The 24,083-nt window shown below is 64.4% G+C and carries 23 protein-coding genes and 1 pseudogene; 12 read left to right on the forward strand and 12 right to left on the reverse strand.

What is annotated here, in order from left to right; translation table 11 throughout:
- Positions 1–219: 219 nt before the first annotated feature.
- Positions 220–2,133 carry a chemotaxis protein CheA gene (locus tag AC07OK_RS07965; RefSeq protein ID WP_494689800.1) on the reverse strand — a complete coding sequence of 638 codons (1,914 nt, stop codon included), beginning with the start codon at positions 2,131–2,133 and terminating at the stop codon, positions 220–222.
- On the reverse strand, positions 2,133–2,957 hold the full coding sequence (locus AC07OK_RS07970) for a protein phosphatase CheZ (protein ID WP_494689801.1): 825 nt from the start codon (positions 2,955–2,957) through the stop codon (positions 2,133–2,135). Before AC07OK_RS07970 ends, AC07OK_RS07965 begins: the two co-directional genes overlap by 1 nt.
- Positions 2,958–3,347: 390 nt before the next feature.
- Between AC07OK_RS07970 and AC07OK_RS07975 the strand changes: the two genes are divergently transcribed.
- The 6 genes from AC07OK_RS07975 (at position 3,348) to AC07OK_RS08000 (ending at position 7,775) form a co-directional block, all read left to right on the forward strand.
- Positions 3,348–3,815: a universal stress protein gene (locus AC07OK_RS07975; protein WP_494689802.1), complete on the forward strand. Its 468-nt coding sequence runs from the start codon at positions 3,348–3,350 to the stop codon at positions 3,813–3,815.
- A 93-nt stretch (positions 3,816–3,908) separates the two neighbouring features.
- Positions 3,909–4,553 carry a response regulator gene (locus AC07OK_RS07980; RefSeq protein WP_008450985.1) on the forward strand — a complete coding sequence of 215 codons (645 nt, stop codon included), beginning with the start codon at positions 3,909–3,911 and terminating at the stop codon, positions 4,551–4,553.
- Positions 4,554–4,854: 301 nt separating this feature from the next.
- Positions 4,855–5,652, forward strand: a complete 798-nt coding sequence (locus AC07OK_RS07985; RefSeq protein WP_494689924.1) for a Crp/Fnr family transcriptional regulator — start codon at positions 4,855–4,857, stop codon at positions 5,650–5,652.
- A gap of 186 nt (positions 5,653–5,838) precedes the next feature.
- Positions 5,839–6,039, forward strand: a complete 201-nt coding sequence (gene hemP, locus AC07OK_RS07990) for a hemin uptake protein HemP (RefSeq protein ID WP_494689803.1) — start codon at positions 5,839–5,841, stop codon at positions 6,037–6,039.
- Between the two features lie 87 nt (positions 6,040–6,126).
- Positions 6,127–6,459, forward strand: a complete 333-nt coding sequence (locus AC07OK_RS07995) for a hypothetical protein (RefSeq protein WP_494689804.1) — start codon at positions 6,127–6,129, stop codon at positions 6,457–6,459.
- Between the two features lie 14 nt (positions 6,460–6,473).
- Positions 6,474–7,775, forward strand: coding sequence for a DUF2325 domain-containing protein (locus AC07OK_RS08000; RefSeq protein ID WP_494689805.1), 1,302 nt, complete (start codon positions 6,474–6,476; stop codon positions 7,773–7,775).
- Between the two features lie 57 nt (positions 7,776–7,832).
- Here the strand turns inward: AC07OK_RS08000 and AC07OK_RS08005 are convergent, their stop codons facing one another.
- From AC07OK_RS08005 to AC07OK_RS08030, 6 genes are all read right to left on the reverse strand, one after another.
- Positions 7,833–10,577, reverse strand: coding sequence for a TonB-dependent receptor (locus tag AC07OK_RS08005; RefSeq protein WP_494689806.1), 2,745 nt, complete (start codon positions 10,575–10,577; stop codon positions 7,833–7,835).
- A gap of 280 nt (positions 10,578–10,857) precedes the next feature.
- Entirely contained in the window at positions 10,858–12,222 is a 1,365-nt protein-coding gene (locus AC07OK_RS08010; protein ID WP_494689807.1) for a sulfite reductase subunit alpha, read from the reverse strand.
- A complete protein-coding gene (locus AC07OK_RS08015) occupies positions 12,219–13,247 on the reverse strand; it encodes an FAD:protein FMN transferase (protein WP_494689808.1) in 1,029 nt (342 codons plus the stop codon). Before AC07OK_RS08015 ends, AC07OK_RS08010 begins: the two co-directional genes overlap by 4 nt.
- Positions 13,248–13,264: 17 nt before the next feature.
- Positions 13,265–14,095 (reverse strand): DUF4198 domain-containing protein, encoded by an 831-nt coding sequence (locus AC07OK_RS08020; RefSeq protein ID WP_494689809.1) that lies wholly within the window; start codon positions 14,093–14,095, stop codon positions 13,265–13,267.
- Positions 14,096–14,104: 9 nt separating this feature from the next.
- Complete coding sequence (locus AC07OK_RS08025) at positions 14,105–14,620, reverse strand: DUF2271 domain-containing protein (RefSeq protein ID WP_116990198.1); 516 nt, start codon at positions 14,618–14,620, stop codon at positions 14,105–14,107.
- Between the two features lie 18 nt (positions 14,621–14,638).
- A complete protein-coding gene (locus AC07OK_RS08030) occupies positions 14,639–15,286 on the reverse strand; it encodes a PepSY-associated TM helix domain-containing protein (protein WP_494689810.1) in 648 nt (215 codons plus the stop codon).
- 160 nt (positions 15,287–15,446) lie between these two features.
- On the opposite strand from AC07OK_RS08030, the gene AC07OK_RS08035 reads away from it, so the two are divergent.
- A complete protein-coding gene (locus AC07OK_RS08035; RefSeq protein ID WP_494689811.1) occupies positions 15,447–15,944 on the forward strand; it encodes a pyridoxamine 5'-phosphate oxidase family protein in 498 nt (165 codons plus the stop codon).
- Between the two features lie 61 nt (positions 15,945–16,005).
- On the opposite strand, the gene AC07OK_RS08040 is transcribed toward AC07OK_RS08035, so the two are convergent.
- From AC07OK_RS08040 to AC07OK_RS08050, 3 genes are all read right to left on the reverse strand, one after another.
- Entirely contained in the window at positions 16,006–16,365 is a 360-nt protein-coding gene (locus AC07OK_RS08040; RefSeq protein WP_494689812.1) for a KGG domain-containing protein, read from the reverse strand.
- Positions 16,366–16,536: 171 nt separating this feature from the next.
- Positions 16,537–16,743 (reverse strand): hypothetical protein, encoded by a 207-nt coding sequence (locus AC07OK_RS08045; RefSeq protein WP_494689813.1) that lies wholly within the window; start codon positions 16,741–16,743, stop codon positions 16,537–16,539.
- Positions 16,744–16,894: 151 nt separating this feature from the next.
- The gene (locus tag AC07OK_RS08050) at positions 16,895–17,848 is read right to left on the reverse strand and encodes an aldo/keto reductase (protein WP_494689814.1); all 954 of its coding nucleotides are present in this window, start codon (positions 17,846–17,848) and stop codon (positions 16,895–16,897) included.
- A gap of 89 nt (positions 17,849–17,937) precedes the next feature.
- On the opposite strand from AC07OK_RS08050, the gene AC07OK_RS08055 reads away from it, so the two are divergent.
- From AC07OK_RS08055 to AC07OK_RS08070, 4 genes are all read left to right on the forward strand, one after another.
- Entirely contained in the window at positions 17,938–18,828 is an 891-nt protein-coding gene (locus AC07OK_RS08055; protein ID WP_494689815.1) for a LysR family transcriptional regulator, read from the forward strand.
- Positions 18,829–18,894: 66 nt separating this feature from the next.
- On the forward strand, positions 18,895–19,401 hold the full coding sequence (locus tag AC07OK_RS08060) for a GAF domain-containing protein (protein WP_494689816.1): 507 nt from the start codon (positions 18,895–18,897) through the stop codon (positions 19,399–19,401).
- 73 nt (positions 19,402–19,474) lie between these two features.
- The gene (locus AC07OK_RS08065) at positions 19,475–20,071 is read left to right on the forward strand and encodes a TetR/AcrR family transcriptional regulator (protein ID WP_494689817.1); all 597 of its coding nucleotides are present in this window, start codon (positions 19,475–19,477) and stop codon (positions 20,069–20,071) included.
- Positions 20,052–20,930 (forward strand): alpha/beta hydrolase family protein, encoded by an 879-nt coding sequence (locus AC07OK_RS08070; RefSeq protein WP_494689818.1) that lies wholly within the window; start codon positions 20,052–20,054, stop codon positions 20,928–20,930. Before AC07OK_RS08065 ends, AC07OK_RS08070 begins: the two co-directional genes overlap by 20 nt.
- On the opposite strand, the pseudogene AC07OK_RS08075 reads toward AC07OK_RS08070, so the two are convergent.
- Positions 20,897–21,079 (reverse strand): annotated as a pseudogene (locus AC07OK_RS08075) (UTRA domain-containing protein); the annotation flags it as partial. The gene AC07OK_RS08070 and the pseudogene AC07OK_RS08075 sit on opposite strands and share 34 nt — an antisense overlap.
- A gap of 300 nt (positions 21,080–21,379) precedes the next feature.
- Between AC07OK_RS08075 and AC07OK_RS08080 the strand changes: the two are divergent.
- Positions 21,380–24,064 (forward strand): TonB-dependent receptor, encoded by a 2,685-nt coding sequence (locus tag AC07OK_RS08080; RefSeq protein ID WP_494689819.1) that lies wholly within the window; start codon positions 21,380–21,382, stop codon positions 24,062–24,064.
- Positions 24,065–24,083: the final 19 nt, after the last annotated feature.

Below are 24,083 nucleotides of genomic sequence, written 5' to 3' on the forward strand. Positions count from 1 at the left end.
GTACTCGTTATAAGTACCGCTGCTGCCTGTGTGAGTGATCCACTTCGATTATGCCATATTGTGCAATGCGGTAGCGGCCGCCGCTGTCAGGCCTCGTGAGCCGATGCAGTTCCGCCTACTGATACACTTTTTATGACTCCTTTTGCCAAATTCGGAAATACAAATAAAAAAAAGCCTGCGTGAACGCAGGCTTTTGGACTTTCTGGCCTAGTGCTGAGACTAAGCCGCCATGCGTACACTACCTCGACATCCGTCCATTAGGAACGATAGGCCCACCACTAGCACCAGTTCGCCTTCGGCCGAACGCGCGGTGCCGGTAATGCCTTCGACACTAATCGCGGTCATCGGTTTAATCACCAGGTCGGCGGTACCGTCGACCGCTTCCACCGCCAGAATATACGGCTGTGGTGCAGCGACAACAATGCCCACCTTCTCGCGGCAGCTCTCGTAGCCCAGCGAATCGGCCAGCGAACGGACCGGCAACGGACGACCCTGGTCTTTCAGCACCGGCGCGCCGCCCACTTCCATGAACACTTCCGGCAACTCGACCACGCGCTGCACCACGGCCATCGGCAACGCCAGCGCGGCGCCCGAGGTCGAGACCAGCATGGTCGGCACGATCGACAGCTCGATCGGCAGGCGGATGGCGAACTTGGTGCCCTTGCCCAGCGCCGATTCGATGTGGATGGCGCCGCGGTTCTTCTCCACGGCGGTCTTCACCACGTCCATGCCGACGCCGCGGCCGGACACGCTGGACGCGACTTCCTTGGTCGAGAAACCCGGCAAGAATACCAGCTGGAAGCATTCGTCGTTGGTCAGCTGCACCGATTCCGAGATCAGGCCTTTTTGCTGGGCCTTGGTGCGCAGCACCACCGGATCCATGCCCTTGCCGTCGTCCTGAAGCACAATCATAACGCTATTTGCTTCTTGCCATGCTTTGAGCGAAATATAGGCCTTGGCCGGCTTGCCGGCGGCAAGGCGGTCTTCCGGCGATTCGACGCCGTGATCCAGCGAATTGCGCAGCATGTGCACCAGCGGATCGTACAGGCTGTCCACCACCACGCGGTCGACTTCGGTCTCGGCGCCCTCGATGGTCAGCTCGACGTCCTTGCCCAGGTCTTTCGCCAGTTCGCGCACCAGGCGCGGGAACTTCTGGAACAGGCGGCCGACCGGCTGCATGCGGGTCGCCAGCGTGGCGCGCTGCAGTTCGGTGGAGTAGCGCGAGGCGCGTTCCAGCGTTTCCGCCAGCGTCGCCATCAGGGTCTGGGCCTGGCCCTCAAACTTGAATTGCAGCAGGCGCTCCAGCAGCACGGCGGCCTGGTTGGCGGCCTGCACCGATTCGCCGGCCACTTCCAGCAGCGCGTCCAGCTTGACGGCGTCGACCCGGATCGATTCTTCCTTGGCCGGCGCGGCGTGCGGACGCTCTTCGCGTTTTTCGGCGGCCTCGCGCTTGGCGGGGCTGGAGGTCGGGCCGGCGGCGTGCACGGCGGCCACCACGGCGGCCAGCTCGGCGGCCGGCAACGGGGCCGACGGCGCACGCGTTTCTGCTGCTGCGGCCGGAGCCGGGGCCGCTGCCGCTGCGGCAGGTTTGGTGTAACTACCGGCCGGCATCACGGCTTCGTACATGCCTTCCCAGTCCAGGCCATCGGGCGACGGCGCGGAGGCTGGTGCTGCGGCTGGGGCCGCGACGGCTGCTGCTGCGGCGGCGGCCGGGGCCGGCGCGGCGGCCTTGGCCGGAGCAGCGGTGGTTTTGCCTTCGATGGCGTCGGTCAGGATGACTTCCAGATCCTTGGGCATGGCCGACAGGCTGTCCGGCTCGGCGCCGTTATTCAGTTCGGCCAGCTGGTCGGCCACGAAGCCCGACGCCTGCAGCGCCGCCTCGATCGCGATCGGCGTCACCGGCGCGGCGCCGGTGCGCAGCGCGTCGAACAGGTTCTCGGTCAAGTGACATGCCGCCACCATCGCCGGCAGGCCCATGAAACCGGCGCCACCCTTGATGGTGTGGAAGGAGCGGAACACCGCATTCAATGTTTCTTTATTGTCCGGGTCGCGTTCGAGCCGCAGCAGATGCTCTTCAACGTTGACCGCAAGATCCATCGCCTCGACGACGAAATCCTTGAGCATATCGTCCATTAGAATCCCAGGTCAGCAAGCAGGTCGTCGACATTGTCCTGGTTCAGCGCTACGGCTGGAGCCGAAGGGCCGGACATCAGGGACACTTCTTTTTGCGCGATTTTCTCGCGTACCGCCGGTGGTGCATTGTCGCGCAGCAGTTCTGCCAGTTCGTGCTCCACCGTCTTGGTGATGGTCACGACTTTCTTGATCAACTGGCCGGTGATGTCCTGGAAGTCCTGGGCCATCATGATTTCCAGCAGGCGGGCTTTTTCCGCTTCGGTGGCCACCGACACCGCGGCGGCGAACGCTTGCGAGTCGCCGGCCAGCTGCTTGAACTGGTCCAGGCTGAGCTTGCCCGCGAACAGGTCGGCCCAGCGGCTTTCCATTTCCTTGGATTTTTTCGACAGCACATCCTGCTCCGGCATGCCTTCGTCCAGGGTGTTGAGCACCTTGTTGGCGGCTTGCTCGGTCAGGGTGGCGACGTATTCGAGGCGGTCCTGGGCGTCGTTAATCTGCGACGACGCCTCGGTCAGCGCCTTGTCGTAGCCCAGTTCGCGCAGCGAATCGTGCAGCAGGCGCACGATGCCACCCAGGCGCTCGAACATCGGCTTGTCTTCGCCGTCGGCGCCGGCTTCGGCCGCCGTTGCGGCCGGTGCGGCTGCCACCGGAGCCGGGGCGGGAGCGGCGGGCGCTGCATCCGCTGGCCGGGCCGATGCCACTTCGTCGAACAGGCTTTCCAGGTCATCCTCGGCGGAAGCAGGCGCTGGAGCGGGCGCTGCCGTCTTGCTCTGAGCAGACACTTCATCAAATAGTGCGTCGAAATCGTCAGCGGCGTTGGTCATAATCCCTGCTTCTCCATAATTTGTAAAATTGCTGCCCTAAACTTGCATGCTTGTGATGACGCTCGGCAATATAACGCTCTTACCCGAGTGTAGCAGGGCGCAGCCAGATTATTCAATCCCAGAGTCGGGTCGCCTGCCCTGCGCTCCGGGTCCAAGCCAAGTTTCGTTGTATTTGGAGATACTAACATTGGTTAGATAGACAAAACACGCCTTGAGACACAAAAGTAGTGCTCATGTGCAAAAAAAGCAGGTAAAAAGTATGAAAGCCAACACGGGCGCCTCAGCGTAAAGCGCTTTCATTTGATAATCATCAAGTATTTCCATACTAACAATAATGTGAATCGGGGCTACAATTAAGAGCAGCCAGCTGGTTTTAAAAGGAGGTTCATCATGTACCGCAAAATCTTGATTACCACCGACGGTTCCGCCGTTTCCAGTAAAACCGCCTGCGCCGGGGTGGCCTTCGCCGAACAGATGAAGGCCGAGGTGCTAGTGTTGTTCGTGGCGCCCGAGTACCAGTACCCTATCTATGTCGAAATCATCCCGCCCAGCTACCCCAGCGAGGATGAATACCGCGCCGCCATGCTGCGCGCCGGCAAGGAACATACGCAGGACGTGGTCGACTCCTGCGCCAAACGCGGCGTGCCGTGCGAGGCGCTGACGGTGTTTGCGGAAAGCGCGGCGCAGAAGATCGTCGATGTGGCGGAAAAACAGCATTGCGACCTGATCTTCATGGGCTCGCATGGCCGCAGCGGCTGGGGCCAGCTGCTACTGGGCAGTGTAACCAACAAGGTGTTGTCGCACGCCAAAACACCGGTGTTGGTGCACCGCCTGATCAAGGAGCCCGGCAGCAAATAAAAAGCAGTCGAGATGCTTTTTATAGTAAGATCATAAGATTAGTTCAAACACAATAATACTTACTTTTAATTACTTTTTCCTTCAAGCATCTCTATGATTCGAATTGTCATTGCCGACGACCACACCATCATGCGTGAGGGTCTCAAGCGCATCCTCGACGGCGCTCCCGACATCGACATCGTAGGCGAGGCCATCGACGGCTTCGAAGTCCTGGGCCATGTGCGCCAGGGCGGTTTCGACCTGCTGCTGCTGGACTTGTCCATGCCCGGCCGCAGCGGCGTCGACCTGATCCGCCAAATCAAGGCGGAGGCGCCCAAGCTCGCCATCCTGATCCTGACCATGCATGAAGAAGAACAGTACGCGGTGCGCGCCATCCGCGCCGGCGCCCAGGGCTACCTGACCAAGGAAAGCGCCGGCACCCAGCTGGTCGGGGCGATCCGCAAGGTCGCGTCCGGCCGCCCCTACATCAGCACCGAGGTGGCCGAGCAACTGGCGCTGAACATCATGATGCCCAACGAAAGCCTGTTGCATAAACAACTCTCGGACCGCGAATTCGAGGTTTTTTCGCTGTTGGTGGCCGGCAAGTCGATCACGGAAATCGCCAACAGCCTGCACCTGAGCGTCAAGACCGTCAGCACCCACAAGACCCGCATCATGCAGAAAATGGGCATGAGCTCGCTCTCAGAGATGGTGCAATATGCCGTGGCTCATCGTCTGTTGTCTCCCTTCAAGACCTGATTTCCCCGTCCGCCGTTAGGACAACTCCTACATTGCTGCGCTGCGTCCTACGCGCATATTCAGCCATTGCTGATATCTATCTCCCCCCCTCGTTGGCATACTGAAACCATACATACATGCTGCACGGCTACAGACACGCAGCACGATGCCGTGCGACACCACAACAGGAAACCAAGCAGCGCGGCACAGCCCAGTTCCCATCCTTTCGAAAAGCAATACCTGTACACAGGAGATCAACATGCTGTCTACGCAAACGTCTGAAATTCGGCCGGCCACCACTGCGACCATGCAGTCCTCGTCGATGGAGGCAGGCCGTCAGCGTCAGGGGCGGCTCTGGTCGAACCTGAAGGAAGTCTGCGATTTGTTGCACATTCCGGCGGCCTGTTCGGTCACCAACGAGGAGTTGCTGTTCCAGCACGTGCAGTTCAAGACCGGCCAGCGCATCCACACCATCGGCCAGCCCTTCGATACCTTGTACATCGTCAACTCCGGCTTCCTGAAGACGGTGCTCATCGACGAGTTCGGCAACGAGCAGGTGCTCAGCTTCCCGATGAAGGGCGACATGCTGGGCGTGGACGGCATCCACACCCGCCACTACTCGTCCGAGGCGGTGGCCCTGTCCGACTGCGACCTGATACTGCTGCCGTTCAAGAAGCTGACGGCGCTGGGCCGAATCCATCTGGAGCTGGAAAACATGATGTACGGCGTCATGAGCCGCGAACTGGTGCGCGAGCAAGCCATGATCGGCATGCTGGGCGCGCTCAGCGCCGAGGCACGCGTGGCGCGCTTCCTGGTGGCGCTGGCCGAGCGCTTCGCCCAGATGGGCTATTCCAGCAAGCTGTTCAACCTGCGCATGACGCGCCACGAAATCGGCAGCTACCTGGGCCTGACGCTGGAAACGGTCAGCCGCACGCTGTCGGCCTTCAACGAGATCGGTCTGATCAGCGTGGACCAGCGCACCATCGGCATCAAAGACCCGGAAGCGCTGAAAACCCTGCGCCGCCTGCCGCCCTCGCGCACCCGCGCCAAGCAGCTGGCGGCCGCCAAGACCAAGGGCGCCGAGAGCGACGCCCCGGCGCAACTGCTGGCGGCGCTGTGATGTAAGCAATCCCGCCTTCCTGCGCTAGCGAACCCAGCTTGGGCCCGGTCACTCCTGCCGGGCTCTTTTTTATGCCCGCCGCCAGCGTTGCTCCCCCCCCCCCCCCAAATAACACTTGCATTCCTACTGTGCTTCCACAATAATGAATGCAAATACGAATCATTCTTATTTAGGGAGCACTCCAAGATGACCACAGCCCTGCCCGCCACTCCACCCGCCATCACCGCCCACGCCGCGACCATTGTTGCCGCGCCGGCGATCGTGCCGATCAAGCGCATCACCAGCGCCAAGCTGATGGACGACGGCCGCGAAATCGAGATCGAGCATTCGGGCCGCGTCTACCGCTTGCGCATCACCCAGCTCAACAAACTGATCCTGACCGCCTGAGGTCACTCTGGGCGCCGCCGCGCCCGCCCCGTCCGAGTAGCCAGCCGCAAGCCAGCCAGACTTCCTCACTGCATCCAGGAGCGTTTGATGGCCATAGACCGTAGCAATCCGATTTTTCTCGCCCCGTCCCATGGCGGACACAATCCAGAACTGATGCTGTCCGCCGTGCTGCATCTGATGTCGCATTACACGGCCGGCAGCGACGATGCGGGCGGCTGTGTCAAGCTGGCGTCGGTGATCGAACGCCACCTGAAGGCGCTGGCCAGCCTGCCGGACCTGGCGCCGGTGCTCAGCGCCACCTGCCAGCAGCTGTCCGAGCAGTGGGCCGGCGTGGTCGAGCGCAATCTGCCCACCCAGGAAAAGAGCAACTTCCTCAGCCGCATCATGGCGCGCGCGCGTATCGCGCCGGCCACGGTCTAAGGAGCGCCCCACCCATGTGCGACAAACACGATCCGCTGGCGGCCATCATCGCCGCCGCCATGCCGCAGGTGGCCGGCACCTTGGCACCCGCCGCCACCGCGCCGGCGCGCCCCGCCGAACAGCAGGTGCTCAAGCCCGCCATCACCAGCGTCATGGCGGCGCTGCGGCCGCAGGAGGACACGCACGCCTCGCGCCGCCGCCGGCTGTGGGAACTGGGCCATGCCTGCCATTGCCCGCTGGTCGGCGTCGGCTTCCCGCTGGGCGTGCTGCGCAAGCTGGTCGACAAAGTCACCTCGGGCGAGGTGCTGGCCGACGACTACGAGGTGCACGTCGGCGCCGTCACCGAGTGCGGCAGCCGCAACCGCCTGTCGGAGGCGCTGCAAAAGGAATTGGAGCGCCGCTACGCCGCCGTGCTGCTGCGCTTCCGCGCCGCCAAGAGCACCGCGCAGGTCGCCGGGATGTGGAACACGGCGGTCGCCAACGGCGACGTCGCCGGCGCCTTCTGGGCCGGCCTGACGCATCCGCGCTGCAACGCCGAGCTGGAGGAACAGATGTGCCGCGACCTGCACATGGTGCAGCACCAGGCCGGCGCCTGCGTGCGCGCCGACATCAACAAATTCAACGCCACGCTGGCCGACAACGCGCGCCTGGCGCACGACCTGGCCAAGGCCCAGCAACGCGCCGCCGCGCTGCTGACCGACAAGAGCGCGGACGCCGAAAAACACGCGGCCCAGCTGATGCAGCAGCGCGCGCAGGCGGTCGGCAAGGACAGCATGATCGATACACTCAAGACCGAACTGGAGCAGCTGCGCGAGTCCATTCCCGGCCTGGAAACGCGCGCCAAACTGGCCGAGCGTTTGCTGCAGATGGATGAGCGCGAACGCGCCATGCGCAACCAGATCACCGAGCTGAAGCTGGAACTGGCGAAGCTGCAGACGGCGGCGGAACCGGCGCCGCTACAGGAGGAAACGCGCCAGGTCGTCGAACATGTGATGCGGATGCCGCTCAGCCTGAACGACCGCGCGGTGCTGTGCGTGGGCGGGCGCAGCGGCAATGTCGCCACCTACCGCGAGCTGATCGAACGCGAAGGCGCGCAGTTCGCCCACCACGACGGCGGGCTGGAAGACAACGCCAACCGCCTCGACGCCAGCCTGGCGGCGGCCGACCTGGTGATCTGCCAGACCGGCTGCATCAGCCACAGCGCCTACTGGCGGGTCAAGGACTACTGCAAGCGCACCGGCAAGCGCTGCGTGTTCATCGACAACCCCAGCATCTCCAGCCTGGCGCGCGGCCTCGAACAAGCCAGCGCCGAATAAAAAAAGCCCTGACCAATACTACCGGTCAGGGCTTCATCACACTACAGGATCAACCGCTTAGAACGCCAGCGCGCCGGTCATGTAGAAGGTGCGGCCGATCTGGTCCGCGTAGCGTGGGTCGAAACCAACCTGGTGGCCCGACGAAGCGCGCAGCGACAGCGGCGGCTCGCGGTCCAGCAGGTTTTTCACGCCCATGCGGATCGACGCGGTCTTGGTCAGCGCCAGCTTGCCCTGCCAGTCGATCGTCAGGTACGACGGCACCCACAGACGGATGCTCTCGTCCTTGCCGCTGTCGACGTTACGCACGGTCGTTTGCGCGTCCTGGTAGCCGTTGCGGTAGTTGGCGCTCAGCGTATTGCTGACTTTGCCGGTGTCGAGCGTCAGCGCGGCGCGCACGATGTGGCGGAAGGCTACGCTGTTGTCGATGCCGAAGATGTTCAGGTCGCTGGTCCAGTCGCCGTCGGTGCCCGGACGGGTGTAGTCCGACTTCATCAGGTAGGTGCCGTTCAGGTTGGCCGTCAACTGACCGAACGAGAACTTCTGGCGGCCCACCAGGTCGTAGTCGATACCCTGGTTGTGGGTCTTGCCGATGTTGATCGACAGGCGCTTCATCGCCCAGTAGGTGTTGCCGGTCGACGGTTCGGTGAAGGTGCTGAACAGCTCGCGGAACTTGGCCGGGTTGGCGAAGATCTGCTGCTCGCTGATCGACGATACGGCGTCGGTGATCTTCACATCCCACAGGTCGGCGCCGAACGAGAACGAGGCGTTAGGCTCGACGCGGAAACCGATCGAATACTGCTTGGAACGCTCAGGTTTCAGGTTCTCGTTACCGCCGGACAGCATGTTGTACTGCGCATTGCCGGGGCGGCACTGATCGGTGCCTGGGAACGGGCAAGCATAGCTGTTCGCCGTTACACCAGAGCTGACCAGCGGCTGGCCGATGTCGGTCATGCTAGGCGCCTTGAAGCCGGTACCGTAGGAACCGCGCACCAGCACCGTCTTGACCGGCTGCCAGCGGGCCGACACCTTGTAGGTGCTGGCCGACTGGGTCTCGCCCATCTTGCGGTGGGCCAGCAGGTTGTCGATGCCGGCGATGCTGTCGTAGCGGCCGGCCACGGTCATTTCCAGTTCCTTGGTCAGCGGCGCCAGCAGTTCGCCAAATACGCCGTACGAGGCGCGCTTCATGTCGAAGGCTGGCTGGGCGGTCAGGTTGTAGATCTTGCCGCCGGCCGCGTCAGCGGACGGGGTCTGCTGGTAAGCGTACTCGCGGTAGTCGGCGCCGATACCCAGGTTGGCGGCGCCGCCGGGCAGCGCGAACACTTCACGCGAACCGTGCGCGTCCACACCCTTCAAGGTGGTCGACGCTTCGCGCACCGAACCGTGGTAGATCGAGTTGGCGATCTGCGTCTTGGTGGCGTCGCTCTGGTTGCCGATCGGCGCGAACGGATTGAAGGCGTTGGTGGCCAACATGTCCTTGAATTCCTTGGTCATCGCGTAGCCGCCGACATAGCGCTCGTCGAGCTTGTTGCGCGACCAGGTCAGGCCGGTGCCGAAGCTCCAGGCGCCGATGTCGCCGTCCGCGCCCACCACCAGGTGCTGGGCGTCGGTAATGGTCTGGCTGTCGCGGGTGCCCCAGTCGTAGGTGCGGTAGCTGCCCGACACCTGCTTGACGTTGGCGGCCTGCGCGGCGGTCAGGTAAGGCAGCACGTAGCTGTTGTAGCGCTCCGAACCCGGCGTGATGGTGAACGGCGCGATGTTCTGCGCGATGCGCGCGGTCAGGTCCAGGCGCGACAGGGCCATTTCAGCAAACACGGTGATGTCGTCGCTGGCCTTGTACTGGGCCTTGGTGAAGAAGCTGTCACGCTTGTTCTGCGGCGAGATTTCCACGGCCGGGGTGGAGTCGAACGAGCAGTTGTGGGTGTCAGCCGTGTTGTTCAGGCTCAGGTAGGTCTGCTTCGGGCAGCTGCCGTTCTGCATCAGGTACGGGCTGAAACCGATAGGCGCCAGGCCTTTGTTGAAGGTCACGCCGACGTTGGCCGGTGCGGCCGCCGAGCTGGTGCGGTCGTAGATGTAGTGGTGGCCGTTGTAGTCGAACGGGACGTAGGAGGTCGACGCGAACGAACGGTCGGTCGCCTTGACCGGACTCTGCTCATCGTGGCGATAGGTCGCCAGGATGTTGTAGCGGTCTTCCTGCAGGTCGCCGAAGCCGTAGGTCAGGTTGGTGTTGTACGACTGGCCTGGACGGCCGCTGGTCGGCTGTGACCAGGTCGCGTCGATGGTGCCGCCGTGGGCGTTTTTCTTCAGGATGAAGTTGATCACGCCGGCGATCGCGTCCGAACCGTACAGGGCGGAGGCGCCGTCGGTCAGGATCTCGACGCGCTCAACCGCGCTCATCGGGATGGAGTTCAGGTTGATGGTGCTGCCCGAGCCGGTCGGCGCAATGCGGCGGCCGTCCAGCAGGACCAGGGTGTAGCTCTCGCCGATGTTGTGGATCGAGGCCGAGACGATGCCGCCCGAGTTCGAGCCGGCCGCGGTGGCGGCGATGCTGAAGCCCTGCATCGCCGGCAGCGATTGGATCAGGTCGGCTACGGTGGTGGCGCCGGTCTTGGCGATTTGTTCCTGCGACAGGCGCTGCACTGGCAGCGCGCCTTCCACGGCGATGCGCTTGATGCTCGAGCCGGTGATTTCAACCTTCTGCATGGCCTCGTCAGCAAAGGCCTGGCCTGCGATCAGTACGGTGCCGGTCAGCACACTCAGGGCGATGCGCACGGAGCGTACGCCGATTTTTTCTTGCAATACCATTCAAACTCCCGAATAAAAACATAGAAATCGAGAGCAATACCAACAACGCTATAAGTCGAAGTGGCCAACATTGCTCTTCGATAATGGAATTATCGGGCCTGTCCGTACAATATGGTACACAGTTGAAACAAATTTAGAACAAACATCACAAGTTCGAAATTTACGCCAATTTACAAAATTTAATTTCAATATTGGAAAATATTTCAATGAATAAAACGTAATATTTTATTACCATCAGAACAACCGGATTTGCACCTCATTGGTGCGTTGTAATAAAACGTCAATAAACGTCGCGCCGATAGCGTCCGGCGGCGGCCAGCTGGTCCAGCGCTGCGCGGCCCAAGGCGGCGGCCAGCGCGGCGTCCACGCCGGCCGCCATGCCGTCCAGGCTGCCGCAGACATAGATGGCGGCGCCGGCCGCGACCCAGGCCCGCACCTCATCCGCCTGCTCGGCCAGACTGTCCTGCACGTAGCGGCGCTCGGGCTGGTCGCGCGAGAACACCATGTCCAGTTTTTCCAGCTTGGCGTGCAGCTGCCAGGTCGCCAGTTCGTCGCGATAGTGGTAGTCGTGGGCTTCGTTGCGCTCGCCGAACAGCAGCCAGTTGCGGGCCCTCCCGCTCGCCGCGCGCGCCTTCAGGTGGCCGCGCAGGCCGGCGATGCCGCTGCCGTTGCCGATCAGGATCAGCGGCCGCTGCGCGTTGCCTTCCAGGCGGAAGCGGCGGTGCTGGCGCAAACGCAGCTGGATCGCCTCGCCCAGCGCGGCCTGCTGCGTCAACCAGCCGGAAGCGGCGCCGTGGCTGCCGTCTGCATGCGTGTGCAGGCGCACCAGCAAATGCACGCGGCCGTCGGCCGGCATCGAGGCGATCGAGTATTCGCGGGCGCGCTCGGGATCGGACGGCGCCGATATCTGCACCAGGTCGCCAGACTCCCAGGCCGGCAGCGCGCCGTCCCGCGGTTCCAGTTCCAGGTGGTAGACCGGTGCGCCGGCGCTGCCCGGATTGAGCAGCTTGCGTGCGGCCAGGCGCCAGTGGTCGAACGCGGGCGCGCTCCAGTCCGGCGCGTCGCTGGTACCGGCCAGATGGCTGAGCTGCTGGCGCCAGGCGCCGATGGCCTCGGCCGAGCTACGGTTGACCTCGATGCGCGGGAACAGGCTTTGCGCGCCCTGCGCCTGCAGCCATTGGTCCAGCGCGCGGCCGAAGCCGCAGAACTGGGCGTAGGCGCTGTCGCCCAGCGCCAGCACGGCGTAGTGCAAATGCGGCAGCGCCAGGCCGTTGGTCATCAGGCGGCCGGCGAAGGCGGCGGCGGCGTCCGGCGCATCGCCCTCGCCGTAGGTGCTGACCAGGAACAGGATGCGCTCGGCGCGTTGCAAATCCTCGGCCTGCAGCTCGGACAGCTCGCTCAGCTGCGCGGCGATGCCGGCCAGCCGCAAGGTCGCCAGCGTTTGCCCGGCCAGTTCCTCGGCGTTGCCGGTCTGGCTGGCGTAGGCGACGATCCAGCCGGGGGTGGCGGCCGCTTCGGCCTTGGCGCGCTGCGCGGCCACGCGCTTGCGGCGCGTGCGCAGGTAGGGCGCCAGGCACACCAGCGCATAGCTCATGGCCAGGCTGGCGACCAGCATCAAGCGGGTGGGGTCCTTGGTCCAGATCATTCGTCGAGCATGCCGCGTAAATGGGTACTCATGTGTTCGGTAAAGCCGCCGTCGCGCTGGCGGGCGACGAAGCGCACCGCCAGTCCTTGTTGCTCGGCCAGGCGCAGGCCGTGTTCGCAGCCCAGCACCGTCAGCGCGGTGGACCAGGCGTCGGCCGCCATGCATTGCGGATGAACCACGGTAACCGAGGCCAGGTCGTTGGCGATCGGCATGCCGCTGCGCGGGTCGATGGTGTGGGAATAGCGCTGGCCGTCCAGCTCGAAATAGCGGCGGTAGTCGCCCGAGGTCGCCACCGACAAGCCGTGCAGCGCCAGCACCAATTCGTCCGGCTGCAAGGCTGCACTATCGGCGCCATCGGCCACCTGCTCCAGCGCCACCCACCACGGCTGGCCGTCCGGCTTGACTCCAGTCCCGCGCAGCTCGCCGCCGACTTCGACCAGGCAGTGCGCGTAACCCTGCGTCATCAAAAAATACGCCAGCCGGTCCACGCCGTAGCCCTTGGCCACGGCCGACAGATCGAGCTGCACGCCGCCCGGCTGCAAGGCGCGGCGGCCTTCGCGTTCCAGCAGCACGGGTTGCGACGCCAGCGCCGCCAGCGCCGCGCTGATGTGCGCGGCCGACGGCGGCACGAAATCCGGCTGGTCGAACCTGCCGTGCGGGCCGAAGCCCCACAGGTTGACCAATGCGCCGGCGCAGGGATCGTAGGCGCCGCCCGACGCGCAGGCCACGTCCAATGCGAACGCCAGCACATCGAAAAACGCCGACGGCAACTGCCGCCAGCTGCCGGCCTCGGCGCGGTTGAATCGGCCGAGGTCGGAATCGCTTTCCCAGTGGCTCATCTCCGCCACCACCGCGTCCAGTTGCTGCTGCAGTCCTTGCCGCAGATGGGCGCACCCATCCTCCGGCGCGGCCACCAGCCGCACCGACCAACTGGTGCCCATGCTGCGCCCGCCGAAATCGCGGATCACGCCGCCGGCGGGGGCCGGCTCGTCGTCCACGACATGGGGCAGCAATACACGGCGCATGGCGAGCGTACCGCGCCTTATTGCGGCAGGATTTCCACCGTCGCCGCGTAGCTGACGCGGCGTGGCGGCATTTGCGGCGGCTGGCCCGGCGCTTGCGGCGCGGCGGCCGGCCAGGCGCTGCTGACCAGGTACATGCCGGCCGCCGGCAGCTCGAACGTCACTTCGCCGTTGGCGTCGGCGTTCTTGCGCAGCTCGCCCAAGGTGCCGCGATAGCGCACGCCGCCGGGGATCAGGCTGAAGCCCTGGTTGGCGGCCGGCTTGCCGTCCAGCAGAAAGCGCCAGGTGGCCTTCTCGCCCGCGCGCATATCGTTCGGGTGCGTCACCGGCACCAGTTCCAGGCCGACGCCGGTCGGCTTGAACACCGCCAGGTCCGGCGTGCCGGTCGAGACGTAGGTTTCCAGGCGGCTGTGCATGCGCGTCAGCTTGACGTCGCTCGCATCGGCCGGCACATCCTTGGCCAGCGTTTCCTCGCTGCCGCGGAAGCGCTTCATCTCGCCTTCCTTGTTCTTGTAGCTGCCCGACACGCCCTGCGTCACCAGCGCGATCTTGTAGGTGCCGGGCTTCGGCAGCTTGAGGTCGAAGGTGTTGCGCAGCTTGCCGTTGTTGACGTTTTCCATGGCCAGCTTGCCGCCGTCCGGGCCGGTGATGACGATGCCGTCCAATTTGAGCGGCTGGTGGTCGATATCGAACAGGCCTTCGGAAATGGCGGCGTCCACGGTCAGCCAGGCTTCCTTGCCTTCGACGATGGTCGACGACGGCAGCAGCCACGGCTTGTGCGCCTGCGCGTTCAGCGACACGGCCGACAGGCCGGCCAGCGCCAGGGCGATCAACGATTTATACAGTTTCATGGACAGGCCTTAAGGTTTGAGTTGTACCACCACGGCGCCCAGTTCTTCCTTGCCCTGGCCGCTCACGTTCTGCGCCGACTTCGGCGGCCATTGCAGCGGCACCTTGACGGCTTCGCGGCCACCGGCTTCGCGCGCCGCTTCCACCACCAGCGTGTACTGGCCGGCCGGCAGCTTGTCGAGCGCCGCCTTCGCGCCCGGGAAGGTCAGCGACTGTTCGCCCGGCGCCCTGGTCGCGCCGCTGACGCCGTCCATCGGCATTTCCACGTCGCGGCCGCTCTTGCGCCACCACTGGCGCACGTCCTTGAGCCACTTGGTGCCGGCGTTGTCCTTCTTCTTGACGTCGTACAGCACGGCCAGGTTGGCGACCACTTTCTGGTCGGCGTTCTCCAGCCACGCGGCGATGTAGGGACGATGGTATTCAGCCACGTTCAGTTGCGGCACTTCGAGTTTGAGCGCCAGCTCGGCGCCCATGGCTGTGGCACTGGCCAACGGCAGACTGAGGGCGATGGAATAGCGTAATTTCATGGAGGACCTGACGTGAGTTTAATGAATGAACAGCAGCGCAATGACAAAGGGAATCAGAATGCCCAGGCCCACCATCGGCCAGGTGAACGGCCGGTTGGCCGCGTGGAATTTCAGGATCAGCAAACCGGTGATGCAGAACACCAGGCAGGCGCCGGCAAAGATGTCGATGAACCAGTTCCAGGCGGTGCCCGTATTACGGCCCTTGTGCACGTCGTTGAGCCAGGAGATCCAGCCGCGGTCGGTGTTTTCGAATTCGGCGGCGCCGTCCTCCAGCGCGATGCGCACCCAGGCGTCGCCGCCGGCCTTGGGCAGCGGCAGGTAGACTTCATCCGCGGCCCACTCGGCGACGCGGCCGCCGGCCTGTATCTTCCAGGTGTCGCGCAGCCATTGCTCGGCGGCGGCCGGCAGCGGCTGCTTGGCGCCGTCGTGCCCGGCGGCGTAGGCGCGCAGCTGCGCCGTCAACGCGGCCGGCGCGCTGGCCTGCTGGCGCACGACGGCCGGCTTGGCCTCAATCTGCGATGAATGGTTGAGCGTGATGCCGGTAATGCTGAACAAGAACATGCCCATCAAGCACATCGCCGAACTGACCCAATGCCATTGGTGCAGATGCTTGAGCCAAACGGCGCGGCTGGCGTTGCGGGCGGAGGCTGCTGCTTGGGCGCTCAAGGGCTATCCTTCAATGGGGAAAAAGTAGATGATAATGATTATCATTTGCAAAGTCAATCGCCATCATGTATCGCAAATGTAAAGCTACGTGCAGTTACGCACAGTGTTCTTGTCGCAGGACGGCTATGGTGAAGCACAACTATCATCATGGAGGCGCATCATGCCGCTCTATAACCAGGAACAACTCAACACACTCGCCGCCAAGATCAAAGGGGTGCGCTTCGGCATGGTCACCACTTGCGACGACGGAAACGTGCTCAGCTGCCGCCCGCTGGCCGTGCAGCAGATCGACAACGAAGGCAATCTGTGGTTTTTCACTGCGGACGACGCCGACTTCACCACCGCCCTGCCGCAGCATCCCGGCGTCAACATCAGTTTTTGCGATCCGGCGGCCAAGCTGTACTTGTCTGTGTTCGGCCAGGCCAGCCTGGTGAAGGACCGCGCCAAGGCGCGCGAGCTGTGGCGCCCGATGACGCGCAGCTGGTTCCCCGGCGGCCTGGACGATCCGCACTTGGCGCTGCTGCGGGTGCGCATCCAGACCGCCGAATATTGGGACGCCGGCGCCAGCAAGATGAAGCAGTTGTACGAGCTGGCCAGGGCCGCCATCGGCGGCCGCACGCCACAGCAGACGGGGCCGCATACGACGATCTGCCTGTAACGCAGACGACGAAAACCGCCCGCACGGAAACCTGTGCGGGCGGCCAACTACCGATCAGCGCTTAGGACTTGGAGCTGGAACCGCCCGACGATCCCGAACGGCTGGAACCGCTACGCCCGGCTTTGCTGTTGTCCTCCTCGTCTTCCTTGCCGCCGCTCTGCGATGCGCTGCCGGGCGTGCTGCTCTGGCTGCTACGCGCATCGTTCTTGTGGCTCATGCTGCCTGCGCGGCGCGCTTCTTCCGAAGTGAACTCGTGCGCCGTGCCTTTCTCGTGGGCCGCGCGGCCGCCTTCGGCCGCGATCTCACGCTGCTGTTGCGGATCCATGGAAGCGAAGCCGCGCTTGCTGGTGTCCTTCTGCTGGCTACCAGTCTTATCGCCTTGCTTGCTGCCTTGGTCATTGCCTTGGTTGGAAGTCGCCATGATGGTCTCCTCGTGAAAACTACCGCTAACTGATCCTGCTTGCTACACAGGAGCAGTCATCGTAGTGCACGACCCAGCCGCACAATATAGGACGCTTGCAGACAGCGACGTAGGACCATTCCGTGTACCGGTTGGTATGCCTAACCGAATGTCCCTCACAATGGCGCCGGTTCAAACGCCATCGATGAATTCCGTCATGAAGCACAGATTGTCGTTCACCTCCTGATTGATGATGACCTGCTCCTCGCCCACCATCAGCATGGCCTGGATTTCAGGCGACAGCCTTGGCGGCCCGTAGGGCACTGCTTTTTCCCCGTTGGTCGATATTCTCTGTTTCCCCTGACGCGGTAAGACGGCGTTCTTTTTTCTGGTCGACATATATTATCCGTTTTCGATGGTCAACAAACGCGCGCGGCGCGTGGGCCGCGGCGCACTGCCTCCAAGAGTAGCGCGAGCGGCGCGCGCACGCCATCGGAGGCTGCCTACAACGATCGTAGGAGTGTCACGGAAAACGGCTAGGAGTCGATCGTCAGGAGTTGAGTCCCTTCATGCCTTCCTGCGGGTAGCGCGCACCGGCGGCGATACCGGGCGGCAGCGCCGCGCCGATGCGGGCCAGTTCCTCCGCGCTGAGCTGCACGCGCAGCGCGCCCAGGTTCTCCAGCATGTAAGGGATGCGCTTGGTTCCCGGGATGGGGACGATGTCGTCGCTCTGCGCCAGCAGCCAGGCCAGCGCCAGCTGGGCCGGCGTGCAGCCCTTGTCACCGGCGATCTCGCGCACGATGTCGACGATGCGCTGGTTGGCGGCCCGGTTTTCCTCGGCAAAGCGCGGACTGAGCTTGCGGAAGTCGCCCTCTTCCAGCGGCGCCGCCTTGCCGGTCAGGAAGCCGCGGCCCAGCGGGCTGTAGGCGCAGAACACGGCGCCGACTTCGCGGCAGGCTTGCAGCACGCCGTCTTCCGGGTCGCGCGTCCACAGCGAATATTCGCTTTGCACGGCGGCCACCGGATGCACGGCGGCGGCGCGGCGCAAGGTGGCCGGCGATACTTCGCACAGGCCGATGGCGCCGATCTTGCCCTGGCGGACCAGTTGCGCCAGGGCTTCCATCGACTCTTCCAGCGGGGTTTCAGCCAGGTTCAAACGGTGTATATAGTATAAATCAATATGCTCGATATCGAGCCGGCGCAGCGAGGCCTCGCAGGCTGCGCGGATGTAGGCCGGCGAGTTGTCGATGCGGCGCTCGTAGTTGCCGGCCTTGCGCACCAGGCCGAACTTGGTGGCCAGCGTCACCTGCTCGCGCTTGCCGCGCAGGAAGCGGCCCAGCAGCTCTTCGTTGTGGCCGACGCCGTAGGAATCGGCCGTGTCAAACAGCGTCACGCCCGCCTCGTAGGCGGCCTCCAGCGTGGCCAGCGATTGCGCGTCGTCGGTGGCGCCGTAGAACTCCGACATGCCCATGCAGCCAAAACCCAAACCCGATAATTTCTTCATGCTGAACTCCATTGTTGGTCGATGGGAGCGAGTCTAGCCACTGTGCGCGGCGGACGGAATGTGCAAAATCGTGATACCTTTTCAGTATCATGAGAAAACTCGACACCCACGCCTTACAGATGTTTGCCGCCGTCGCGCAATGCCTGAATTTCCGCCAGGCCGCCGAGCAGCTGCACATGACGCAGCCGCCGCTGAGCCGCGCGGTGCGGCAGATGGAGGAGCGCCTCGGCGTCAAGCTGTTCGAGCGCGACACCCAGCACGTGGCGCTGACGCCGGCCGCCGCCGAGCTGCTGCCGCGCGCGCTGCACATCCTGGCGCTGCTGGACCAGGCCGAGCAGGCGCTGCAAGCGCGCCAGCCCGCCGTGCGGCTGCGGCTGGGCATGACATCGTCGATGGAGTCCGACCTGTACCGCGCCTTTACCGACGGCGTCTCGGCAGAACTCGGCGGTGGCGCCGGCGCGGCGCTGGACACCGTGTTCGACGCCTCGCCGCGCCTGGTCGCCCGCCTGCGCGCGCGGCGGCTGGACGCGGCCATCATCGCGCTGCCGACCAAGACCTTCGACCTGCCGGTGCTGCAACTGGGCAAACAGCCGACCCTGGTGGCGCTGTCGAGCCGCCATCCGCTGGCCAAGCGCCGCAGCCTGGCGCTGGCCGACCTGCAAGACCAGCCGGTGTACTGGTTCGAGCGGGCGCGCCAGCCGGCCTTCTTCGACCACAGCCACGCGGTGTTCCGCAAGCACGGCTTCGCGCCGCGCTTCCTGCTGGAGCCGCACGACCACCACGTGCTGCTAAGCGACGTCGCGGCCGGCAAGGGCATGGCGCTGCTGCCGGCCTCGTTCGCGGCGGTCAGCCGCAGCGGCGTGGCCTACCGCAAGCTGAAGGAAGGCGACGAACTGGCCGCCGGCCTGGGCCTGATCGTCGCCGAGGGCCACCCGGCCGCCGCCCTGCTTCGCCGGCTGGCGAGCGTAACCTTGGGCTGATCGCCAGCGCGTCGTCGCTGAAACGGCTACCATATCGTCCTGGCAAATTTTTTTTAAAAGATCATCATGACTTTCACCCTCAGCGACACCGCCTACGGCACCGACACTCCCGCAGCCAAACGCGCCATGTTCGACGACCTGCGCTCGCAGCTGACCGGCCTGGTCCACGGCGAAAGCGACCTGATCGCCAACACCGCCAACTTCAGTTCGCTGGTGTTCAACAGCATGCCGGGCCTGAACTGGGCCGGCTTCTACTTCCTCAAGGGCGACGAGCTGGTGCTGGGACCGTTCCAGGGCAAGCCGGCCTGCATCCGCATCAAGAAGGGCCGCGGCGTCTGCGGCACCACCGTGGTCGAAGGCAAGTCCATCGTCGTGGCGGACGTGCACGCCTTCCCCGGCCATATCGCCTGCGACGTCAACTCGCGTTCCGAGCTGGTGGTGCCGGTGCGCGGCGTGGACGGCGCGATCGTCGGCGTGTTCGACCTCGACAGCCCGCTGCCGAACCGCTTCGACCAGACCGACGCCGCCGGCATCGAAGCCCTGGTCAAGATCCTCGAAGCCACGCTGGCTTAACAAGACATGGTCCCGGCCCGCCGGGACTATTTTTTCACTTGCCAACAGACCGACCGGTCTGTACAGTAAACCGATGACCACACTACCCACCCGAGACCGGCTGATCCGCGCCATGGGCAACGCCTTGCAGCACAAGGGCTTGCACGGCGTCGGGCTGAGCGAAATCCTGGCCGCGGCCGGCACGCCCAAGGGCGGCTTGTACCACCACTTCCCCAGCGGCAAGGCCGAGTTGGCGGTGGCGGCCATCGAACAGCAGGTGGCCGATCTGTGCGCCCTGCTCGACAAACTCTTGCCCGGCGCCGATCCGGTGGTGGCGCTGGAACTGTGGATCGCCCGCGCCCAACAAGGACTGGCCGCCAGCGGCTTCCAGCGCGGCTGCCCGCTGGCCACGGTGGCGCTGGAATCGTCGGTGGAAGACGTCGCCATCCGCCAGGCGCTGGCCGACGGCTTTGCCGCCATCCGCGCCCGGCTGGCGCTCGCCTTCGAAGCCTCGGGCAGGATCGCCAACGCCGCCGGCCTGGCCGCGCTGATCGTGGCCGCCTACGAAGGCGCGCTGCTGCAAGCGCGCGTGGCCGGCAGCGTGGCGCCGATGGAACTGGTCAGCGCCACCCTGTTCCCGCTGCTGCGCGCACAACTACAAGGACACCGCAATGACCAAGCAAGCAACTGAGCAGCTCACCCTCCACGCGGCCGACGGCTACCCCATCGTCGCCACGCTCTACCCCGCCGCCGGCGAGACCCTGGCCCACCTGGTCGTGGCCAACGCCACCGGCGTGCCGCAGGGCTACTACCGCCGCTTCGCCGAGTTCGCCGCCGCGCGCGGCTACCGCGTGCTGACCCTGGACTATCGCGGCATCGGCCTGTCCAAGCCGGCCACGCTGAAGGGCTTCGCCGTGGATTTCCTGGACTGGGGCCGGCTCGACCTGGCCGCCGCCGTCGAGCACATGGCCAGCGATGAGGTGCCGCTGCTGCTGGTCGGCCATTCCTATGGCGGCCACGCGCTCGGGCTGCTGCCCAACCAGCACAAGATCGCCGCCAGCTATCTGTTCGGCACCAGCGCCGGCTGGCACGGCTGGATGCCGCCGCTGGAGCGGGTCAAGGTCTGGTTCACCTGGAATGTGCTCGGCCCGCTGCTGACGCGCTGGCACGGCTATCTGGCGTGGAGCAAGCTGGGCATGGGCGAAGACTTGCCGCTCAGCGTCTACCGCCAATGGAAAGGTTGGTGCCGCTACCCGCACTACTTCTTCGACGATCCCGAGATGACGGGCATCCGCGGCAGCTACGACCGGGTGCGCACGCCGGTATTGGCGATCAACTCGCTGGACGACCTGTGGGCCGGCCCGGCCTCGCGCGACGCCTTCATGGCCGGCTACCGCAACGCCCGCGTCACCCGCGTCACCATCGACCCGGCCCGCGCCGGCATCGGCGCCATCGGCCACATGGGCTACTTCAAGGCCAGGGCGCAGCCGCTGTGGGAAGACGCGCTGGCCTGGTTTCAGACCGAGCTGAGTTCCGCCACGAAGTCGTAGGCATCGCCGCGGAAATACGAGCGGCAAAACTCCACCACCCGGCCGTCGGACAGGAAACCCAGCCGTTCGATGGCCAGCCCCGCATCCGCCTCGCGCGCCTCCAGCTGGCGCGCCTGCTCCGCGCTCAACAGCAAGGCCGACAGCCGCTGCGGATGTCACCATACGATTCCCTTTGCCATACACTAGTACCAATTAAGTACCAAAAATTGACGGTCGTCTTTAAGTACTTTTAACATTTAGCACCAAACAGGTGAATATTAAGCGATTGTTTGTCTAAAAAACACCACAATTTCGCAATTTTTCACAACTGGTAGCGCTTTGGTATCATTGTTTACAGTATATTGGCATCGAACTGGTTTTGTTGTTTGGTTTGCAAGGGGGAATCTTGCGAGAGATTCATCATCACAAGAAGTGAACAGGCCCGTCCTGGGCAATTTTGGAGATTTGCAATGACGTTTCGACAGCACGCAGCAAGCACCACCACCTCGGCCCGCACCGGCCTGACACCGATCGCCGCCGCAGTCGGCATGATGATCGCCGCCGCCGTCTACGCAACGCCGGCCATGGCGCAACAGGCGACGCCGCCTGCCAACGCCGACACCCCGTCCGCCATCGTGACCGTCTCGGGCGTACGCGCCGCCCTGGAGCAGTCGCTCAAGCAAAAACGCAATGCCGACTCGGTGGTTGAAGTGGTGACCGCCGAAGACATCGGCAAGATGCCCGACAAAAACGTCGCCGACGCCATCCAGCGCCTGCCCGGCGTGAACATCCAGTCGTCGGCCGGCGGCGAAGGCGGCTTCGGCGAGAACGACCGCGTCAGCCTGCGCGGCACCAGCCCGTCCCTGCAGCAAACCCTGTTCAACGGCCACGCCATCAGCACCGGCGACTGGTTCGTGCTCAACCAGTTCGGCGGCAACGTCGGCCGCTCCAGCAGCTTCTCGCTGCTGCCGTCCGAACTGGTCAGCTCGGTCGTGGTGCACAAGTCGCAGACCGCCGACCTGGTCGAAGGCGGCGTCTCCGGCGCGATCGACGTCATCACCCGCCGTCCGCTGGAATTCAAGAAGGCGCTGACGCTGGAAGCGTCGGTGCAGGCGGTGTACAACGACTTGTCCAGCAAGACCGAGCCGCAGTTCTCCGGCCTGTTCGCCTGGAAGAACGACAGCAACACCGCCGGCGTGCTGGTGCAGGCGTTCTCCGAAAAGACCAGCGTGCGCCGCGACGGCCAGGAAATCCTCGGCTACGCCAAGGTGGGCGCGGACAGCGCGGCCGCCAAGGCCAATCCGGCGCTGGCCGGCCTGAGCGTGCCGACCTTCATCGGCGCCTCGCTGTTCGAGCAAAAGAAAAAACGCGAAGGCGGCGCCTTCGACGTCGAGTTCAAGCCGTCGAAGGAACTGACGCTGGACGTCAACGGTTTCTACTCCAAGCTGAGCGCACCGCACCAGAACACCAACTGGCTGGCGGCGCCGGCCAACTCCTTCAACCGCGACAACCTGGTGCCGACCGGCGTCACCACCAAGGGCGGCACCGTCACCGGCGCCACCTTCGCCAGCAACTCGGGCGAGGTCGACAACATCTACCGTCCCGACGCTGGCGGCGAAGCCTATTACACCGACTTCAACTTCCGCTACCGCGCCACGCAGGACCTGACCCTCAGCGGCAAGGCCGGCCTGACCCACGGCGAAGGCTGGGACCACGGCGACGTCTACTACCAGAACAACGTCAACGGCGGCATGAGCTACCAGTTGAACGGCCTGAGCCCGGCCAACGTCTCCTACCCTGGCGGCGTGACCACCAAACCCGGCAGCACCGCCTGGGCCGGCGGCGGCGAAGCGCAGTCGATCGACAAGGAACACTACGCCCAGCTCGACGGCGACCTGCGCATCGGCGAAGGCGTGCTCGAATCGATCAAGTTCGGCGCGCGCTTCACCGACCACAAACGCAGCGCCGAGCATCCGCTGGAAACCCGTCCGGGCCCGCTGGGCTTCAGCAATCCGGGTCCGGCCTGGAACGGCGAGCAATATCCGAGCGACTTCGCCTCCAACCTGGGCGGCAATCTGTCGTCGGCCTACTTCCGCTACGACGGCGCGGCGCTCGGCGCATGGGGCGCGGTGCCGGGCAACCGCCTGCTCGATTTCGTGGTGCGCCACAACTGGACCGATGAATTCAAGGTCAACGAAAAAACCACCGCGCTCTACGGCATGGCCAACCTGGCCGGCGACAGCTGGAGCGGCAACGCCGGCGTGCGCGCCGTGCGCACCAAACAAACCTCGATCGTCAACCTGGCCGGCGGTTCCGCGCCGATCACCGGCTCGGCCTTCGGCCCGTACACGCCGACCCCGTTCGAACGCACCTACAACGACGTGCTGCCGAGCGCGAACATCAAGTTCGACGTCAACCGCGACCTGGTGGTGCGCGCGGCGGTGGCGCGGGCGATGTCGCGTCCCGACTACAGCGCGCTGGGCGGCTCGGTCTCGCTGAACGACGACGCGCTCAGCGGCAGCGGCGGCAACGCCAAGCTCGATCCGGTGCGCTCCAACAATGCGGAAGTGAGCGCCGAATGGTACTTCGCACCGAAGTCCTCGCTGTCGGCCGGCCTGTTCTACATGGACCTGGTGTCGGTGGTGGCGCAAGGCACCACGTCCGGCACCTACTTCAACAACAAGCAAAACAAGCAGACCGTGTACCAGATCACGTCGCCGTTCAACACCAGCGGCAAGAACAAGGGCGTGGAGCTGAGCTATCAGCAGCCTTTGTTCAGCAGCTTCGGCATGCTGGCCAACTACACCTACGCCGACGGCAAGCTGGCCGACGGCACCGAGCTGCTGAACTCCTCGAAGAGCACCTACAACATCACCGGCTTCTACGAGGACGCCAAGTTCAGCGCTCGCCTGGCGTACAACTACCGCTCCAGCTACAAGGCCGGCGTGGACCGTGGCGCCAGCCAGCACGTGAAGGGCGCGGGCAACCTGGCAGGCTCGTTGAACTACAAGATCAACGAGCAGCTGTCGATCACCTTCGACGCGCTGAACCTGACCAACACCACCATCAAGATGTACGCGGAAACGCCTGACCAGCCGCGCGCGTTCTATTCTAACGGCCGCACCTTCTACCTGGGTCTGCGCGCCAAACTGTAATCGCAGGGTTGTAACGAGG

This window comes from Duganella sp. GW821-FHT07G03 (genome assembly GCF_059418605.1).

Coding starts and splice junctions, on each gene's coding strand:
- AC07OK_RS07965 (WP_494689800.1), bottom strand. CDS start 2,133: ATGGACGATATGCTCAAGGATTTCGTCGTCGAGGCGATGGATCTTGCG.
- AC07OK_RS07970 (WP_494689801.1), bottom strand. CDS start 2,957: ATGACCAACGCCGCTGACGATTTCGACGCACTATTTGATGAAGTGTCT.
- AC07OK_RS07975 (WP_494689802.1), top strand. CDS start 3,348: ATGTACCGCAAAATCTTGATTACCACCGACGGTTCCGCCGTTTCCAGT.
- AC07OK_RS07980 (WP_008450985.1), top strand. CDS start 3,909: ATGATTCGAATTGTCATTGCCGACGACCACACCATCATGCGTGAGGGT.
- AC07OK_RS07985 (WP_494689924.1), top strand. CDS start 4,855: ATGGAGGCAGGCCGTCAGCGTCAGGGGCGGCTCTGGTCGAACCTGAAG.
- hemP (WP_494689803.1), top strand. CDS start 5,839: ATGACCACAGCCCTGCCCGCCACTCCACCCGCCATCACCGCCCACGCC.
- AC07OK_RS07995 (WP_494689804.1), top strand. CDS start 6,127: ATGGCCATAGACCGTAGCAATCCGATTTTTCTCGCCCCGTCCCATGGC.
- AC07OK_RS08000 (WP_494689805.1), top strand. CDS start 6,474: ATGTGCGACAAACACGATCCGCTGGCGGCCATCATCGCCGCCGCCATG.
- AC07OK_RS08005 (WP_494689806.1), bottom strand. CDS start 10,577: ATGGTATTGCAAGAAAAAATCGGCGTACGCTCCGTGCGCATCGCCCTG.
- AC07OK_RS08010 (WP_494689807.1), bottom strand. CDS start 12,222: ATGATCTGGACCAAGGACCCCACCCGCTTGATGCTGGTCGCCAGCCTG.
- AC07OK_RS08015 (WP_494689808.1), bottom strand. CDS start 13,247: ATGCGCCGTGTATTGCTGCCCCATGTCGTGGACGACGAGCCGGCCCCC.
- AC07OK_RS08020 (WP_494689809.1), bottom strand. CDS start 14,095: ATGAAACTGTATAAATCGTTGATCGCCCTGGCGCTGGCCGGCCTGTCG.
- AC07OK_RS08025 (WP_116990198.1), bottom strand. CDS start 14,620: ATGAAATTACGCTATTCCATCGCCCTCAGTCTGCCGTTGGCCAGTGCC.
- AC07OK_RS08035 (WP_494689811.1), top strand. CDS start 15,447: ATGCCGCTCTATAACCAGGAACAACTCAACACACTCGCCGCCAAGATC.
- AC07OK_RS08040 (WP_494689812.1), bottom strand. CDS start 16,365: ATGGCGACTTCCAACCAAGGCAATGACCAAGGCAGCAAGCAAGGCGAT.
- AC07OK_RS08045 (WP_494689813.1), bottom strand. CDS start 16,743: ATGTCGACCAGAAAAAAGAACGCCGTCTTACCGCGTCAGGGGAAACAG.
- AC07OK_RS08050 (WP_494689814.1), bottom strand. CDS start 17,848: ATGAAGAAATTATCGGGTTTGGGTTTTGGCTGCATGGGCATGTCGGAG.
- AC07OK_RS08055 (WP_494689815.1), top strand. CDS start 17,938: ATGAGAAAACTCGACACCCACGCCTTACAGATGTTTGCCGCCGTCGCG.
- AC07OK_RS08060 (WP_494689816.1), top strand. CDS start 18,895: ATGACTTTCACCCTCAGCGACACCGCCTACGGCACCGACACTCCCGCA.
- AC07OK_RS08065 (WP_494689817.1), top strand. CDS start 19,475: ATGACCACACTACCCACCCGAGACCGGCTGATCCGCGCCATGGGCAAC.
- AC07OK_RS08070 (WP_494689818.1), top strand. CDS start 20,052: ATGACCAAGCAAGCAACTGAGCAGCTCACCCTCCACGCGGCCGACGGC.
- AC07OK_RS08080 (WP_494689819.1), top strand. CDS start 21,380: ATGACGTTTCGACAGCACGCAGCAAGCACCACCACCTCGGCCCGCACC.